This window comes from Pectobacterium actinidiae, assembly GCF_000803315.1.
GTDB lineage: Bacteria > Pseudomonadota > Gammaproteobacteria > Enterobacterales > Enterobacteriaceae > Pectobacterium > Pectobacterium actinidiae.
Genome location: NZ_JRMH01000001.1, coordinates 2,352,708 through 2,367,973, shown reverse-complemented (window position 1 = coordinate 2,367,973; position 15,266 = coordinate 2,352,708). Strand labels below are relative to the sequence as shown.

Below are 15,266 nucleotides of genomic sequence, written 5' to 3'. Positions count from 1 at the left end.
CCTGAATCAACGATGAGGCGGAGAAAACGATGCGAACAGGCACACAAAAGCGCAGCAAAGATCGCCCGGAAGCACTGGCGGAGCGGGTGTATCAAACCCTGAAAAACGACATTTTCGACTTTCGCCTGATGCCGGGCGACCGTTTTAGTGAAAATGAAATTGCCGAACGGATGTCGGTCAGCCGTACACCGGTGCGCCAGGCGCTGTTTTGGCTGGAGCGAGAAGGCTATGTCGAAGTCTATTTCCGCAGTGGCTGGCAGGTTCGTCCATTTGATTTCGAATATTTCGAGGAACTGTATGACTTCCGCATTGTGCTGGAGCGCGAAGCCATTCGGCGGCTATGCGGGATGCCGCCGGGGCGCTGCGCCGAGTTATTAGCGGATCTAAAACGCTTTTGGATTGAGGAACCGCGTCTGGACGACGGCAAGATCGTCTCCCGCTACGATGAAGGGTTTCACCGCGGGCTGGTGACGGTAGCGGGAAACAGCGAAATGGCGCGAGTACACGGCGAACTGACGGAGAAAATCCGCATTATTCGCCGTCTCGATTTCACCCGCGAAGATCGCATCGACGCGACCTATAAAGAGCATGCCTGCATTTTGCTGGCGGTATTGCAACAGCACACCGAGGAGGCGCAGCGCATTCTGACTGAGCACATTTCCGTCAGTAAGGCCGAAGTCAGGAAGATTACCTTACACATGTTACAGCAGGCGCGACCTCAATCAGTTTCACCTGACGCATCACATGATTCCATTATCACTCAACACGACTTAAGGGCTAATAAATGAAAAGACGTTCATTGCTAAAAGTTTTTGCGCTTTCCGCAACGGTGGTTGGTATGGGGTTGACCTGGAGCGTGCAGGCGGCAGACACCATCAAAGTCGGCATTATGCATTCCCTGTCCGGCACGATGGCCATTTCGGAAACGCCACTGAAGGATGTGGCGCTGATGACCATTGATGAAATCAACGCTAAAGGCGGTGTGTTGGGTAAAAAACTGGAGCCTGTGGTGGTCGATCCCGCTTCGAACTGGCCGCTGTTTGCCGAAAAGGCGCGTCAGTTGCTGACGCAGGATAAAGCGGCGGTGGTGTTCGGCTGCTGGACATCGGTGTCGCGTAAGTCGGTCTTGCCCGTGTTTGAGGAACTGAACGGGCTGCTGTTCTACCCGGTACAGTATGAAGGTGAAGAAATGTCACCGAACGTGTTCTACACCGGCGCGGCACCGAATCAGCAGGCGATCCCGGCCGTGGAATACCTAATGAGTGAAGACGGCGGGGCGGCGAAGCGTTTCTTCCTGCTGGGTACGGACTATGTGTATCCACGTACCACCAACAAAATCCTGCGCGCGTTCCTGCATTCCAAAGGCGTACAGGACAAAGATATTGAGGAAGTCTATACGCCGTTTGGCCACAGTGATTACCAGACCATTGTTTCCAACATCAAGAAATTCTCGACGGGCGGCAAGACGGCGGTGGTTTCCACCATCAACGGCGATTCCAACGTACCGTTCTATAAAGAGCTGGCGAATCAGGGAATCAAAGCGACCGATGTGCCGGTTGTCGCGTTCTCGGTCGGCGAAGAAGAACTGCGCGGGATCGACACCAAACCGCTGGTCGGTCATTTAGCCGCCTGGAACTACTTTGAGTCGGTAGATAACCCAACCAATACCGACTTCGTGGAAGCCTACAAAGCCTATGCCAAAGCAAAAAATCTGCCGAATGCGGGCACGGTGGTGACTAACGATCCGATGGAGGCGACCTATGTCGGCATTCATATGTGGGCGCAGGCGGTAGAAAAAGCGGGCACGACAGACGTGGATAAAGTGCGCGCCGCGATGGCAGGGCAAACCTTTGCCGCACCGGATGGCTTTACGCTGACGATGGACAGCACCAACCACCACCTGCACAAACCGGTGATGATTGGTGAGATTGAGGAAAATGGTCAGTTCAACGTGGTCTGGCAGACGGATAAACCGGTTCGCGCGCAACCGTGGAGCCCGTACATCTCCGGTAACGATAAGAAACCCGATCACCCAATTAAAGCCGCGCAGTAAATCTGAATTTCAGGTCTTAAGCGTTTTGTTATCCGGTGTAATTTAGCCGGAAGCCTGGGTTCGCAGGGCGGCGGCGATTGAGCGCCCTGCGTCGGGCGCGTATACGGTATTGCATATGAATGGCGGCGTTATAGCGCACGAAATACTCACTGTGCCAGCATAAATGTGTGGCGGTGAGGCTGCTGATATATAAGGCAAAATAAATGGTGCCGAATAGATATTATCTCTCTTATATGGCGGACATTGCGATGATGAGTTGTCGATTATCTACGTTTGTGCTGTCGCTGTGTCTGGTGCTTCCGCTGCTGGCACAGGCCGGATCTGCGGTTGATTTTGCCACGGCCAGCCGCACGCAGCAGGCCGAACTGTTGCAGCAATGGGCCGCAGCGCCGGAACCCGCACGCTTGCCGCTGTTACAGGCGCTGCGCGATGAATCGGTGGTGCTTGATAAGAACCAGCAGCCGTTTAGGGATGTGCAGGGCACATTAACGCCGCTGGACGCGAACGCAGAACCGGTGGGTGCGACCAAAAAACTGTTTATGAATAACCGCCTTCGCGGTCTTGTTGCCACCGCGCTGGCCGCGCATCAGCTCGTCAGCAATGACGCCGCAACGCGTCTGAATGCGGTACGGCAGCTACAGAGCGACAGCAGTGCGGAACAGTTGCCGCTGTTGGTGCAGCGCCTTAGCGTAGAGAAAGATGCGCAGGTACGCGATGCGCTGAATACCGCGATTGCGACTCGGCAATTAAGCGATCCTAATCCGCTGGTGCGCCTTGAGGCGGTCAAACGCTTAGGACAGACCGGTGACCCGCATATGCAGGCACGCTTACAGCCGTTAACGCAGGCGCAGAACGAACCAGATACCGGCGTGCGTGCGGCGGCGCAGGAGAGCCTGACTCAGATTAAGCAAAGTTTGATCGTCGGCGATCTGCTGGGACAGGCGTTTACCGGGCTGTCGCTCGGTTCTATCCTGCTGCTGGCGGCGCTGGGGCTGGCGATCACCTACGGGCTGCTGGGCGTCATCAACATGGCACACGGCGAAATGTTGATGCTGGGTGCATACGCAACCTGGCTGGTGCAGTCGCTGTGTCAGCAGTTTGCGCCGAGCTGGCTGGCGTATTATCCGTTGCTGGCATTGCCTGTTGCCTTCTTTATTACCGCTGGCGTCGGTATGGTGCTGGAACGCACGGTGATTCGTCATCTTTATGGCCGACCGCTGGAAACGCTGCTGGCGACTTGGGGCATCAGCCTGATGCTGATCCAACTGGTGCGTATGCTGTTCGGCACGCAGAATCTGGAAGTCGCCAATCCCGCATGGCTGTCCGGCGGGCTGCGTCTGCTGCCAAATCTGGTGCTGCCGTATAACCGCATCGCGGTGATTGTGTTCGTCCTCGGCGTGCTGTTGCTCACCTGGCTACTCCTCAATAAAACTCGCCTTGGCATGAATGTGCGGGCAGTGACGCAAAACCGGGCGATGGCGGACTGCTGCGGCGTGCCGACCGGCCGCGTTGATATGCTGGCCTTTGGGCTGGGCTCCGGCATCGCGGGCTTAGGAGGCGTTGCGCTGTCGCAACTGGGTAACGTCGGACCGGAGCTGGGACAGGGCTACATTATCGATTCCTTCCTCGTCGTCGTGCTGGGGGGCGTCGGGCAGCTTGCAGGGACGGTGGTCGCCGCCTTCAGCCTTGGTATTCTCAACAAAGTGCTGGAACCGCAGATTGGCGCGGTGCTGGGCAAGATTGTCATTCTGGTATTGATCGTGCTGTTTATTCAGAAGCGGCCACAGGGGCTGTTTGCATTCAAAGGACGGGTGATTGACTGATGACGCAATCTATTACGCAACCCATGACGATAACGCTGACGCAGCGTGCACCGCGACTCATGCTTGGCCTGGGGGCTGCGGTTTTCCTGGCCTTGTTGATCCTGCCGTTTCTCGCGCTGCTGCCCGCAGAGCATCCGCTGGCGATCTCCACTTATACGCTGACGCTGATTGGCAAAATCCTGTGCTATGCGATTGTCGCCGTTGCGCTGGATCTGGTGTGGGGCTATGCCGGGCTGCTGTCGCTCGGTCACGGCCTGTTTTTCGCGCTGGGCGGCTACGCAATGGGCATGTACCTGATGCGGCAGGCCGCTGGAGAGGGAATGCCCGCGTTTATGTCCTTTCTGTCGTGGACCGAACTGCCGTGGTTCTGGGCGGGAACCCAGTATTTTGCCTGGGCGCTGTGCCTGATCGTGCTGGTGCCGGGTGTGCTGGCGTTTGTGTTCGGTTGGTTCGCGTTCCGCTCCAAAATCAAAGGCGTGTATTTCTCGATCATGACGCAGGCGCTGACCTACGCCGGAATGTTGCTGTTCTTCCGTAACGAAACGGGCTTTGGCGGTAATAACGGGTTTACCGGCTTTACGACGTTGCTGGGGTTCCCTATTACGGCAACTGGTACGCGCATTGGGCTATTTGTCGCTACCGTGCTGTTGTTGATTGCTAGCCTGCTAGTGGGATTTGCGCTGGCGCGCAGTAAATTTGGCCGCGTGCTGACGGCGGTACGCGATGCGGAAAACCGTCTGATGTTCTGTGGTTACGATCCGAAAGGCTTCAAGCTGTTTGTCTGGATACTTTCCGCCGTGCTGTGCGGGCTGGCGGGAGCGCTGTATGTGCCGCAGGTTGGCATCATCAATCCAGGCGAAATGTCGCCGACCAACTCTATCGAAGCCGCCATTTGGGTGGCGCTGGGGGGACGCGGGACGCTGATCGGGCCGTTGCTCGGGGCGGGTATCGTCAACGGGGCAAAAAGCTGGTTTACCGTGGCCTTTCCCGAGTATTGGCTGTTCTTTTTGGGGATGATGTTTATTCTCGTCACGCTGTTTTTGCCGCGTGGCGTGATTGGACTGCTGACGAGGAAGAAACATGACTGAGTCTTTATCTGAGCCATTGGTTCCCGCGCCTGCACAAACCGTCGAGACGCAGACGATGTTCGCACAGCCGCATCCGTCGGATCGCCATCGGCATCAGACCGATCCGGTACTGCAACTCGACAAGATTAACGTGAGCTTTGACGGTTTCCGCGCGCTCACGGATCTCTCATTGCAGATTGGCATCGGGGAGTTGCGTTGCATCATTGGCCCTAACGGTGCGGGGAAAACCACGCTGATGGATGTCATCACCGGTAAAACGCGACCGGATAACGGCAAAGCATTTTACGATCAGTATACCGACCTGACGACGCTATCGCCGGTCGATATCGCCCGCGCGGGAATTGGGCGGAAATTCCAGAAGCCGACGGTGTTTGAAGCGCTGACGGTATTTGAAAACCTCGAAATCGCACTAAAAACCGACAAATCGGTGTGGGCGAGCCTGCGCGCCAGGCTGAACAGCGAGCAGCGTGACCGTATAGACGACACGTTGGCGCTGCTGCGGCTCGGTCACGAGCGGCAACGACCGGCAGGGCTGTTGTCACACGGGCAAAAGCAGTTTCTGGAAATCGGTATGTTACTGGTACAGGAGCCGCATCTGCTGCTGCTCGATGAACCCGCCGCCGGGATGACGGACGCCGAAACGGCCTATACCGCCGAGCTGTTCCGCAGCCTGGCGGGCAAACACTCGCTGATGGTCGTGGAGCACGACATGGGCTTTGTCGAAAGCATTGCTGACCGCGTCACCGTACTGCATCAGGGGCAGGTGCTGGCGGAAGGATCGCTGCGTGAAGTGCAGGCGAATGAGCAGGTGATTGACGTTTATCTGGGGCGCTAACATGTTAGAAATTTCAGAACTGAATCAATATTACGGCGGCAGCCACATTCTGCGCGGCCTGTCTTTTGAGGTAAAACCCGGTGAGATTACTTGCCTGTTAGGGCGCAATGGCGTCGGAAAAACTACGCTGCTGAAATGTCTGATGGGGCTGATTCCGGCGAAGTCCGGCACGATTCGCTGGCAGGGTGACGCGATTAACTCGCGTAAACCCTATCAGCGCGTGCAGTCTGGTATTGCCTACGTGCCACAGGGGCGGGAAATATTTCCACGGTTAACCGTGGAAGAAAACCTGTTGATGGGACTATCGCGCTTTCCGGGCAAACAGGCACGGCAGGTGCCGGATGAGATCTACCAGCTTTTCCCAGTATTGGATGAAATGAAGCAGCGGCGCGGCGGCGATTTGTCCGGCGGACAACAGCAACAGCTGGCGATTGGACGTGCGCTGGCCTGTAAACCACAGTTGCTGATTCTGGATGAACCAACCGAAGGCATACAGCCGTCGGTGATTAAAGAGATTGGCGCGGTGATTCGCCAACTGGCACAGCGTGGCGATATGGCGATTCTGCTGGTCGAGCAATTTTACGACTTCGCCGCCGACCTGGCCGACAGCTATCTGGTGATGTCCCGTGGGGAAATCATACAACGCGGACGGGGTGAAACGATGGAACAGGATGGCGTGCGGGGACTGGTGGCGATTTGAATGTGGTTGCGTTAACGCTACGCTGGCAGGACAAAAGTTTCAGACCTAACGAGCAGATTTTGTAAAATACTGCCTTAAGCGGATAATTTTTGTGTATCTTCAGCTAAAAAGGAAAGGGGGATTAAGGATGAGTAAACCGCTGAAAATTTTTGCCGTGCTTGGCATCACCGTTATTGCTGTTGCGGTCGGTTCTCTATGGCCCTACATCAAAATGAATTTTGCTGGCAGTTCACACTATACCGAGCAAGACAAAAGGGAATATGTGTTCTATACCCCCGATATTCTAAGAGCAATGCCACGTATTACCGCTCGCTATGACTTCAATTTTTCAAACGTAACGGGGCCGGAAGCTAAAATATGGACGGTGAACTTCTATGGCGCGGACGATACCAGCAAGGTTCATAGTTACCTGACGTCGATAGGTTATGAGAAACAGGATCGTTGCGATGTTGAAGCTGAATGTTGGCGAGCGGCGGGCACTCATGACGTTGTGACGGTGGCGACGTTTGATGCGGATAAAAGCGTAATGGTTCAGGTTTATAGCAGCCCGTATATTGCGCCATTGGCAGCAAAATAATCATTTACGCGCGATCTCATTAGGCTCACTCGTAGCGAGCCCAATGCGTATGTCATCAATGAATAGCCTTCTCTTTTCCTCACAACACCTTATTCAAAAAATTGATCGTTCGCGGGTGACGGGGATGGTTCAACACCTGCCAGGAATCCCCGCTTTCGACAATTTTGCCATCCACCATGAACACCACGCGGTCTGCCACTTCGCGCGCAAAGCCGATTTCATGTGTGACGACGACCAGTGTCACGCCGGAGCGGGCGAGCGATTTGATCACATCCAGCACCTCGCCAACCAGTTCGGGATCGAGTGCGGACGTCGGTTCATCAAACAGCATGACTTTCGGCTTGAGCGCCAGCGCGCGGGCAATCGCGACGCGCTGCTGCTGGCCGCCGGAAAGGTGGCGTGGGTAAGATTGGGCTTTATGGCGTAACCCGACGCTTTCCAGCAGGGTAAAGGCGACATCTTCCGCTTCCTGACGCGAATACAGTTTATGCGCCAGCGGTGCCTCAATGATGTTTTCCAACACGGAAAGGTGGGGGAACAGATTGAAATTCTGGAATACATAGCCGACGTTGATGCGCTGGCGTAACACGTCCTTTTCTTTTAACTCATAGAGCGTATTCCCTTTACGGCGGTAACCAATGTAATCGCCGTCGATGCGGATAAAGCCTTCGTCTACGCGTTCAAGATGGTTAATGGTGCGTAGCAATGTGGATTTTCCCGAACCGGACGGGCCGAGGATCACCGTGACAGAGCCGGGTGCCAGCGTCAGATTGATATCCTCCAGCGCTTTGTGCTGACCAAAATGTTTCGCTACGTTGCGGATTTCGATCAGCCCAACCGCGTTTTCTGGCTGTGGCTGTATGGTGGTGCGGGCATGAGCAAAATAATCGATAGCTTCAGACATGGTGAGTCTCCAGAGTCTGGGGGTTAGCGTGCGCGCTGGCGCGTCAGGAAACGGACGAGTCTCTGGCGCGGCGTTGGCGGCATTTCACGCACCGCACCGCGGGACACATAGCGTTCCACGTAGTATTGGACGACGGATAGCACCGTGGTGATCAGCAGATACCAAATAGTGGCGACCATCAGCAGCGGAATAACCTGCTGCGTACGGTTGTAAATGACCTGGACGGTGTAAAACAGCTCCGGCAGCGCCAGCACATAGACAATTGAGGTCCCCTTCGCGAGGCTGATGATTTCGTTAAAACCGGTGGGCAGAATCGAACGCAGCGCCTGCGGCAGAATGATGCGCACAGTGCGGCGACCGCCGGGCAGGCCGAGTGCCGCAGAGGCTTCAAACTGGCCTGCGTCCACGCCAAGAATACCGCCGCGAATAATTTCCGCTGTATACGCGGATTGCACCAGCGTCAGACCCAGCACGGCAACGGAAAATTGATCCAGGAGATCAATCGTCGGATAGTTCAGGAAGACGATAGAGGTGAAGGGGATCCCCAGCGCCAGCTCGTCATAGAGATATGAGAAATTGTACAGAATGATTAGCACCAGAATCAGCGGCAGCGATCGGAACAGCCAGATATACAGCCACGACAGCGTGGACAGCAGGTAAGACGGCGAAAGCCGGGCCAGCGCCAGCGCGGTGCCGAAAAAAATACTGAATAACGTACCCAGTGCGGTTAATAGCAGTGTCTGACCCAGCCCAGCAAGGATTACGGGATTAAAAAACCATTCGGCAAAGACCGCCCACTCCCAGCGCGGATTCAGCGCGATTGACTGAATAATGCCGGCAAAAATAAACAGAGAAAACAGCGCACCGGCAAAGCGAAAAGGGTAACGCGCGGGAACAATGTTCAACGGCGGTTCCTGTGTCTGGCTCAGCGGTGGCTGTTGAGAAGACGTGTGTAGAGATTGCGTCATGATCGATACCCGTTGAAGGTGATGCTAAAAAGTGTCGTTTTGTTGTGAATGCATAGGGCTATTACCGTGCGCAAGGGTCAACACACTTTCAAATGGCGAGCGATAAGATCGACTTCCGTTTGCCGCGCAATCCGTGGCATTGCCGCGTCAAACAGCGCTTTCTTAAACGGCAGTCGCCCATCGTAAGGCGGAATACTGTAAGTTACCGGGTCGACGTTAATGTCGAACTGCGGGGTATAACCGTGGCTCAGGTAGAGGCGCACGGCCTCAGGCTGGCGGAAACCGGTGGTCAGGAAAAAGTGCTGATAGCCTAATCGCCGGGCGTGTTGCTCCAGCTCTTGCATCACTTTCCCTGCCAGCCCCTGACGGCGCAGCGAGTTATCCGTCCATACCCGCTTAATCTCAGCGGTGGTGCTGTCGTAGCGTTTAAACGCACCGGTGGCAATGGGAACGCCGTGACGCAGCAGCGCAATAAAAATGCCGTGCGGCTGCTGGTAGATGCCTGGTGGATCGCTTTCCCGTTCGCCAAAAAAGTCGCCGTAGCGCTGTTCATATTCCGCGAACAGGCCGTCGATAATGGGTGCCACGATAGGATCTTCGGGCTGGGTAACAATGAAAATATCGTCGGACATGGGGTGCTCCTGATTCGTTAGCGTATAGGGGCTATCGGTAACCATTGCGTGTCCCGATAGCCATCGAACGGTATTAATCGCCCAGTCCTGGCGGATTGATTTCTGAACGGTCGATACGTTCGATACTTTCTCCCCAACGGTTCAGCACCTTGTCGTATTCACCGCTTTTAATCACGCCGTTCAACGCGGTATTAATCGGCTGTACCAGTCCGCTGCCTTTACGCGTGGTGACCGCGATATGGGCGACGTTGGGGTAACCGCCGTTGACCGTACCGACATGCTTAACTTTGCCTGTCAACTCTGCTTTGTATGCACCGATCACGTTGGGGCCGAAATAGGCGTCAGAACGGCCGGATTGCAGGCTCAGGTTGGCAGCCGCATCGTCCGTAACATAAATCGGCTGAAAGGCGGGCAGGCCGTTGGCGCGATTCTGTTTATCCCACGCCAGCAGTACTGCTTCCTGATTAGTGCCGGAACCAACAATAATCTTTAGCCCGGCGATGTCCTTCGCTTCCTTGATAGACTGAATTTTACTGGTGGATTTCACGTAGAAGCCGAGCGAGTCGATGCGGTAGGTGGCGAAATCGAACTTTTCCTTGCGCTCCTTAGTGACAGTAATATTGATGATGGCGGCATCATATTTACCGGAAGCCACGCCAAGCGGCCAGTCTTCCCACGAGGTTGGAACGATGTTCAGTTCCAGCCCGAGGCTATCGGCTACCAGCCGGGCGATATCCGGCTCGCTGCCCACTACGGTTTTGTTGTCATCGGCCAGAAACGCCAACGGCGGTGACGACCCGAGCGCGGCGATGGCGACGGTGAGTTTGCCCGGTGTGACGAATTTAAAATCGGCCGGAATCTGCGCAATAGCCTCCGCATTTTTCGGTGCATGGATCGGCTGCTGGTTAGCTTTCAGGTCGATGGCTGCCTGTGCGCCGGTCGTGACAGACAGCGTGCCGAGCAGCAGAGATCCCGTCAGTAGCCTTGTCAAACGCGATGGACGTATGCGATGTGAGTTGGATGAATATGCGATCTCTTTTTGCATTTTTTTCCCTTGCAGGTGACTATTTATAATGGCTTTAGTGACAATGTCACTTTGTGGCGTGCTGTTTTTACTTAATCGCCGATACCCGGCGGGTTCACCACGGATTGCGTGATTTTTTCATCGTCTTCACCCCAGCGATCCAGTACCTGTGCATAGCTGCCGTTGTGGATCGCATGATTGATAGCGGTGCTGATTGGCTGTGCCAGTCCGTTGCCTTTCTGCGTGGTGACTGCGACGTAAGCGACCGTCGGGCCTTTGCCCACCATGCGGGTTTTGCCCGTCAGCGCCGCTTTATAAGCTCCGATGGAGTGCGGGCCGAAAAACGCATCGACGCGCCCGGACTGAATACTCAGGTTGGCGGCGGCATCGTCGGTGACGTAAACGGGTTGTACAAGAGGCAGGCCGCTGGCGCGGTTTTGCCGATCCCAGCCCAGCAGAATGTTTTCCTGATTGGTGCCAGAACCGACAATCACTTTCAGACCTGCGACGTCTTCTGGCTTGTTAATCGACGTAATCTTGCTGGTCGATTTCACGTAGAAACCTAGCGTATCAATGCGATACGTGGCGAAGTCGAACTTTTCTTTGCGCAGTTTCGTTACCGTGATATTAAAAATGGCGGCGTCGTATTTCCCCGCTGTGATGCCCAGCGGCCAGTCTTCCCAAGAGGCGGGCACCAGCTTTAGCTCCAGCCCGAGGCCGTCAGCCACCAGTCGCGCAATATCGGCATCGCTGCCGATAAGCGTTTTGTTATCGTCAGCCAGCAGTGACAGCGGCGGTGAACTGAGCGCTGAAACGGCAATCGTCAATTTACCCGGTGTGACGAATTTGAAATGAGCCGGAATCTGTGCAATGGCCTCAGCATTTTTATCGGTACGAATAGGCGTTTGGTTGGCTTTCAGATCGATACGGCTCACGAAACCCGCGTCTTGCGCCTGCACGTTTGCCACCAGCGTGGTACTCAAAAGTGCCGCCACGTGGGTTAGCGTGATAAATGGGGAACGTTTCACAGTGAATCTCCTGTTGCGCGAATTAGCGCGTGAATTGATTCACCGGATAATCCAGCGCCAGATTTTCCCGCAGTGTGTAGCCAGGATATTCCTGACGGAACAGGCCACGCTGTTGTAGCAGAGGAACGACGCGATCGACAAAGTGGTTGAGCGTATCCGGCGTGCCGCCCTGAATAATGAAACCGTCGGCCGCACCGTTTTCAAACCAGCGCTGTAAACCATCCGCCACCTGCTCAGGCGTGCCGCTGAAGACGGGACGCGGTGACGCGGCTTCCAGCGCAACCTGACGCAGCGTTAAGCCTTTTTCCTGTGCGTTGCGTTTGATTTCATCGGTGGTGCTGCGAAAACTGTTTTTCCCCAGATCGCCGATATCGGGGAAGGGCTCATCCAGCGGGTGTTGTGAGAAGTCATAGTGCTCAAAATAGCGTCCCAGATAATTGAGGGCGTCCTCAATCGTCACCAACTGTGCGGTTTCCTGATACTGGCGCTCTACGTCTTCAGCATCATTACCAACAATCACGCTAACGCCCTGGAAGACGTGTAACTGATCGGCTCGGCGACCATTTTCTTCCAGCTTCTGTTTCACTTCGCGGTAATAGCGCTGTGAGTCTTCCAGCGTGTGTTGATGGGTGAAGATGGCATCGGCATGTTTAGCGGCCAGTTTTTGCCCGTCTTCCGATGCGCCAGCCTGAAACACAATTGGGCGGCCTTGCGCGGATCGGCCAATATTCAGCGGCCCCTGTACCGAGAAGAACTCTCCTTGATGATTCAGCGTGTGCAGCTTTTCAGGATCGAAAAATTGTCCGCTGGTTTTGTCACGAACAAAGGCATCGTCTTCCCAGGAATCCCACAGGCCTTTCGCCACCTGAAGGAACTCATCAGCAATGCGATAGCGCAGCGCGTGTTCAGGGTGCTGTTCTCGGGAAAAGTTTTTCGCCGATCCTTCCAGCGGCGATGTCACCACGTTCCAACCCGCGCGTCCATTGCTGAGATGGTCGAGGCTGGCGAACTGCCGGGCGGTGGTAAAGGGTTCGGAATACGACGTTGAGAGTGTACCCACCAGGCCAATATGCGTAGTAACGGTAGCCAGTGCAGACAGCAGCGTCAGAGGTTCAAAGCGATTAAGAAAGTGCGGGATAGATTTTTCATTGATATACAGGCCGTCTGCTACGAAGACAAAATCAAATTTCCCCTGTTCGGCTTTTTTTACCGCATCCAGAACAAAACCAAAATTAATACTGGCATCGGGTACGACGTTTTTATGCCGCCATGCGGACATATTTCCCGCTGCGCCCTGTAATATTAAACCCAGCCTTAATTGTCGATTCGCAGATGTTTGTTTTTCACTCATCGTCAGAAGCCTTTTTATTAATTGAATGTGTTTATTATTAATTGAAAGCACTTATTATTAATTAAACAAACTTCCATGAAAGTGAAACAGTCCATCAATAGGCATTCACGCATTCAATGAAAGGTTAATAAGGCGTTAATAGCGTGTTTTCACTATTGATGAGGCGAGGCGTGATGTAAAACAACAAAAATGGATAATGAAATTCAAAAATTTCAGATTATGATATAGCTGATTTTGTTAGTATGATGTTAATAGTCATGTTTCTGGCCGTATCTAAAGGAAGTATTGAATGTCTGATTTGATAGCTGAACGACACGTCACCGCGAATGACGCGGTTCTCTCTGCGGCAGTTGCCACGGTTGACCGGCAGGCGTTTCGTGATGCAATGGCAAGGTTGAGCGCGGCGGTCAATGTCGTTACGACGGATGGCCCGGCAGGTAAGGCAGGTTTTACGGCATCGGCCGTGTCCAGCGTCAGTGATTCGCCGGGTACGCTGTTGGTGTGTCTGAATCGTGGTTCGTCGGTTTATCCCACGTTTCAGGCAAATACACATTTGTGCATCAATACGCTGCCCGCCCATCATGAAGCGCTGTCGTCGCTATTTGGGAGTCCGTCGTCTACCGAGGAACGGTTTGCCGCGGCGGAGTGGGACGTGCTACACACGGGTTCACCGGTGTTGCGGGACGCGCTGGTCGCGTTTGACTGCAAGGTTGAAGAGGTCGTGAGCGCGGCGACGCACGATATCTTTATTTGCCGGGTATTAGCGATTAAGCAGGGCGAAAGCACTGATGGTCTGGTGTATTTTTCCCGCCGTTACCATGCAGTTCGGGGTTAACCCATACTGCTTTCTCACCTAATCCCGATCGTTTGACGATCGAGATACCCGGAGCAACCACGGGGTGAGGCGTCCCAGCGGGAACCTCATCCCCGAGTCTCTCCTAATATCGAATTTATGTAACCAGTACACCTCCGCCGAATTGATCGTGCGGAGGTGATTTTATTTTTATAACAAGACTTTAAGATGAGGACAGTACGGCCTGTGGTGAGGTGGTTTTCGTGGTTCTCAGGCGATGTAGCGCAGCTTCCGCTAATTGAGCGAAGTAGCGTGAGGCTGGCGCTATCGCACTTTCATCTGGATTGAACTGAGGATGGTGCAAACCAAATTCGCTGTTTGATCCAATGCTGACGAACGTGCCCGGCACGTCCTGAAGATACAGCGCAAAGTCCTCACCGCTCATTTGCAGCTCGGCGTTTTCTACCTGATAGCCTGCGTCTCGGGCAATTTGCTTACTGAAATCGGCCCATTCATTGGTGTTCACGACCGCAGGCGGGCCGGGATACCATTTCAGTTCCGCTTTTGCACCCAGCGCAAGGGCGATGCCGCCAATCAACTGTTCTATTCGTTCCGGTATCTCCGCGCGAATTGCGGCATTGTAGGTGCGAACCGTCCCTTCCAGCTCTACCGTTTGCGGCAGGACGTTCCAGGTATTGCCACCCTGAATGCGCGTGACGCTGATGACCAGCGACTCCAGAGAGCTAAAGCTACGGCTGGGCAGCGTTTGCAGCGCATTGACGATATTGCAGGCGGTGACGATGCTGTCGATGCCCTGTTCGGGTTTGGCCGCGTGTGCGCCTTTTCCCGTAATGTGAATGGCGAAGCGATCCACGTTGGCATAAAACGGGCCGCTGCGTGTAGCGAAGGTGCCAGCAGGAAGTTCAGGCGCATTGTGCAGGCCGAAAACGGCCGCAACATCAGCGAGAGCCCCCGCGCGGATCAACTGTTTGGCGCCAGTCGAGACCTCTTCTGCCGGTTGAAAAAATAATCTGACTTTGCCCGGTAAGACATGCTCACGCTTTTTCAGCAGGCAAGCCGCACCCAGCATCACGGCGGTGTGGAAATCATGGCCACAGGCATGCATGACGCCCGTGTGCTGAGAGCGAAAATCGACATCGACCAGTTCTTCAATCGGCAGCGCATCAATATCTGCCCGCAGTGCAATCGTCGGGCCGCTGCCGTGACCGATTTCGACAACGACGCCGGTGGTTAACGCAAGGGGCAACAGGCGGATGTCTTTCTCTTGTAGCCAGCGGGTAATGTGCGCGGTGGTTTGGTGTTCCTGATTGGACAATTCCGGGTACTGATGCAAGTGCCGTCGCCAGTTAATTAACTGTTGCTCAAATGACGTATCACAACAGGGGATAGATTCAGCCATATCAATACACCTCCTTAACAAAACTTAAACATGCTAAAGGTAGCTGATAGCAACGCAATGGATAAATACC

General features: G+C 54.5%; 15 protein-coding genes. 8 read left to right on the top strand and 7 right to left on the bottom strand.

From position 1 onward, the window contains the following. Nucleotides 1-29: 29 nt before the first annotated feature. The 7 genes from KKH3_RS10070 (at nucleotide 30) to KKH3_RS10040 (ending at nucleotide 7,076) form a co-directional block, all read left to right on the top strand. The gene (locus tag KKH3_RS10070; protein ID WP_039358861.1) at nucleotides 30-788 is read left to right on the top strand and encodes a GntR family transcriptional regulator; all 759 of its coding nucleotides are present in this window, start codon (nucleotides 30-32) and stop codon (nucleotides 786-788) included. Further along, a complete protein-coding gene (gene urtA / locus KKH3_RS10065; protein WP_039358857.1) occupies nucleotides 785-2,053 on the top strand; it encodes an urea ABC transporter substrate-binding protein in 1,269 nt (422 codons plus the stop codon). Before KKH3_RS10070 ends, urtA begins: the two co-directional genes overlap by 4 nt. A 233-nt stretch (nucleotides 2,054-2,286) precedes the next feature. Further along, entirely contained in the window at nucleotides 2,287-3,876 is a 1,590-nt protein-coding gene (urtB, locus tag KKH3_RS10060; protein WP_052201378.1) for an urea ABC transporter permease subunit UrtB, read from the top strand. An 11-nt stretch (nucleotides 3,877-3,887) separates the two neighbouring features. Beyond that, nucleotides 3,888-4,964, top strand: coding sequence for an urea ABC transporter permease subunit UrtC (urtC, locus tag KKH3_RS10055; RefSeq protein WP_039362327.1), 1,077 nt, complete (start codon nucleotides 3,888-3,890; stop codon nucleotides 4,962-4,964). 55 nt (nucleotides 4,965-5,019) lie between these two features. Continuing rightward, entirely contained in the window at nucleotides 5,020-5,799 is a 780-nt protein-coding gene (urtD, locus tag KKH3_RS10050; protein ID WP_039362325.1) for an urea ABC transporter ATP-binding protein UrtD, read from the top strand. Between the two features lies 1 nt (nucleotide 5,800). Then, complete coding sequence (gene urtE, locus KKH3_RS10045) at nucleotides 5,801-6,499, top strand: urea ABC transporter ATP-binding subunit UrtE (protein ID WP_039358854.1); 699 nt, start codon at nucleotides 5,801-5,803, stop codon at nucleotides 6,497-6,499. Nucleotides 6,500-6,626: 127 nt separating this feature from the next. Next, nucleotides 6,627-7,076, top strand: coding sequence for a hypothetical protein (locus tag KKH3_RS10040; protein WP_039358851.1), 450 nt, complete (start codon nucleotides 6,627-6,629; stop codon nucleotides 7,074-7,076). 79 nt (nucleotides 7,077-7,155) lie between these two features. On the opposite strand, the gene KKH3_RS10035 is transcribed toward KKH3_RS10040, so the two are convergent. The 6 genes from KKH3_RS10035 to KKH3_RS10010 form a co-directional block, all read right to left on the bottom strand. Next, nucleotides 7,156-7,980: an amino acid ABC transporter ATP-binding protein gene (locus KKH3_RS10035; RefSeq protein ID WP_039358848.1), complete on the bottom strand. Its 825-nt coding sequence runs from the start codon at nucleotides 7,978-7,980 to the stop codon at nucleotides 7,156-7,158. A gap of 23 nt (nucleotides 7,981-8,003) precedes the next feature. Further along, nucleotides 8,004-8,948, bottom strand: a complete 945-nt coding sequence (locus tag KKH3_RS10030; protein WP_039358845.1) for an amino acid ABC transporter permease — start codon at nucleotides 8,946-8,948, stop codon at nucleotides 8,004-8,006. Nucleotides 8,949-9,025: 77 nt separating this feature from the next. After that, the gene (locus KKH3_RS10025; RefSeq protein ID WP_039358843.1) at nucleotides 9,026-9,580 is read right to left on the bottom strand and encodes a GNAT family N-acetyltransferase; all 555 of its coding nucleotides are present in this window, start codon (nucleotides 9,578-9,580) and stop codon (nucleotides 9,026-9,028) included. Between the two features lie 73 nt (nucleotides 9,581-9,653). After that, nucleotides 9,654-10,625 (bottom strand): ABC transporter substrate-binding protein, encoded by a 972-nt coding sequence (locus tag KKH3_RS10020; protein ID WP_039358840.1) that lies wholly within the window; start codon nucleotides 10,623-10,625, stop codon nucleotides 9,654-9,656. A gap of 71 nt (nucleotides 10,626-10,696) precedes the next feature. Beyond that, complete coding sequence (locus KKH3_RS10015; RefSeq protein ID WP_039358837.1) at nucleotides 10,697-11,632, bottom strand: ABC transporter substrate-binding protein; 936 nt, start codon at nucleotides 11,630-11,632, stop codon at nucleotides 10,697-10,699. Between the two features lie 22 nt (nucleotides 11,633-11,654). Beyond that, entirely contained in the window at nucleotides 11,655-12,983 is a 1,329-nt protein-coding gene (locus KKH3_RS10010; protein WP_039358834.1) for an LLM class flavin-dependent oxidoreductase, read from the bottom strand. Nucleotides 12,984-13,272: 289 nt separating this feature from the next. On the opposite strand from KKH3_RS10010, the gene KKH3_RS10005 reads away from it, so the two are divergent. Then, nucleotides 13,273-13,818, top strand: coding sequence for a flavin reductase (locus tag KKH3_RS10005; RefSeq protein WP_039358830.1), 546 nt, complete (start codon nucleotides 13,273-13,275; stop codon nucleotides 13,816-13,818). Between the two features lie 181 nt (nucleotides 13,819-13,999). Here KKH3_RS10005 and KKH3_RS10000 read toward each other — a convergent pair whose 3' ends face one another. Continuing rightward, nucleotides 14,000-15,196, bottom strand: a complete 1,197-nt coding sequence (locus KKH3_RS10000; RefSeq protein WP_052201323.1) for a M20 peptidase aminoacylase family protein — start codon at nucleotides 15,194-15,196, stop codon at nucleotides 14,000-14,002. Between the last annotated feature and the right edge of the window lie 70 nt (nucleotides 15,197-15,266).

Bases quoted from the DNA above. Each gene is read 5' to 3' on its own strand.
- KKH3_RS10070 (WP_039358861.1), top strand. From the start codon at position 30: ATGCGAACAGGCACACAAAAGCGCAGCAAAGATCGCCCGGAAGCACTG.
- urtA (WP_039358857.1), top strand. From the start codon at position 785: ATGAAAAGACGTTCATTGCTAAAAGTTTTTGCGCTTTCCGCAACGGTG.
- urtB (WP_052201378.1), top strand. From the start codon at position 2,287: ATGGCGGACATTGCGATGATGAGTTGTCGATTATCTACGTTTGTGCTG.
- urtD (WP_039362325.1), top strand. From the start codon at position 5,020: ATGTTCGCACAGCCGCATCCGTCGGATCGCCATCGGCATCAGACCGAT.
- urtE (WP_039358854.1), top strand. From the start codon at position 5,801: ATGTTAGAAATTTCAGAACTGAATCAATATTACGGCGGCAGCCACATT.
- KKH3_RS10040 (WP_039358851.1), top strand. From the start codon at position 6,627: ATGAGTAAACCGCTGAAAATTTTTGCCGTGCTTGGCATCACCGTTATT.
- KKH3_RS10035 (WP_039358848.1), bottom strand. From the start codon at position 7,980: ATGTCTGAAGCTATCGATTATTTTGCTCATGCCCGCACCACCATACAG.
- KKH3_RS10030 (WP_039358845.1), bottom strand. From the start codon at position 8,948: ATGACGCAATCTCTACACACGTCTTCTCAACAGCCACCGCTGAGCCAG.
- KKH3_RS10025 (WP_039358843.1), bottom strand. From the start codon at position 9,580: ATGTCCGACGATATTTTCATTGTTACCCAGCCCGAAGATCCTATCGTG.
- KKH3_RS10020 (WP_039358840.1), bottom strand. From the start codon at position 10,625: ATGCAAAAAGAGATCGCATATTCATCCAACTCACATCGCATACGTCCA.
- KKH3_RS10010 (WP_039358834.1), bottom strand. From the start codon at position 12,983: ATGAGTGAAAAACAAACATCTGCGAATCGACAATTAAGGCTGGGTTTA.
- KKH3_RS10005 (WP_039358830.1), top strand. From the start codon at position 13,273: ATGTCTGATTTGATAGCTGAACGACACGTCACCGCGAATGACGCGGTT.
- KKH3_RS10000 (WP_052201323.1), bottom strand. From the start codon at position 15,196: ATGGCTGAATCTATCCCCTGTTGTGATACGTCATTTGAGCAACAGTTA.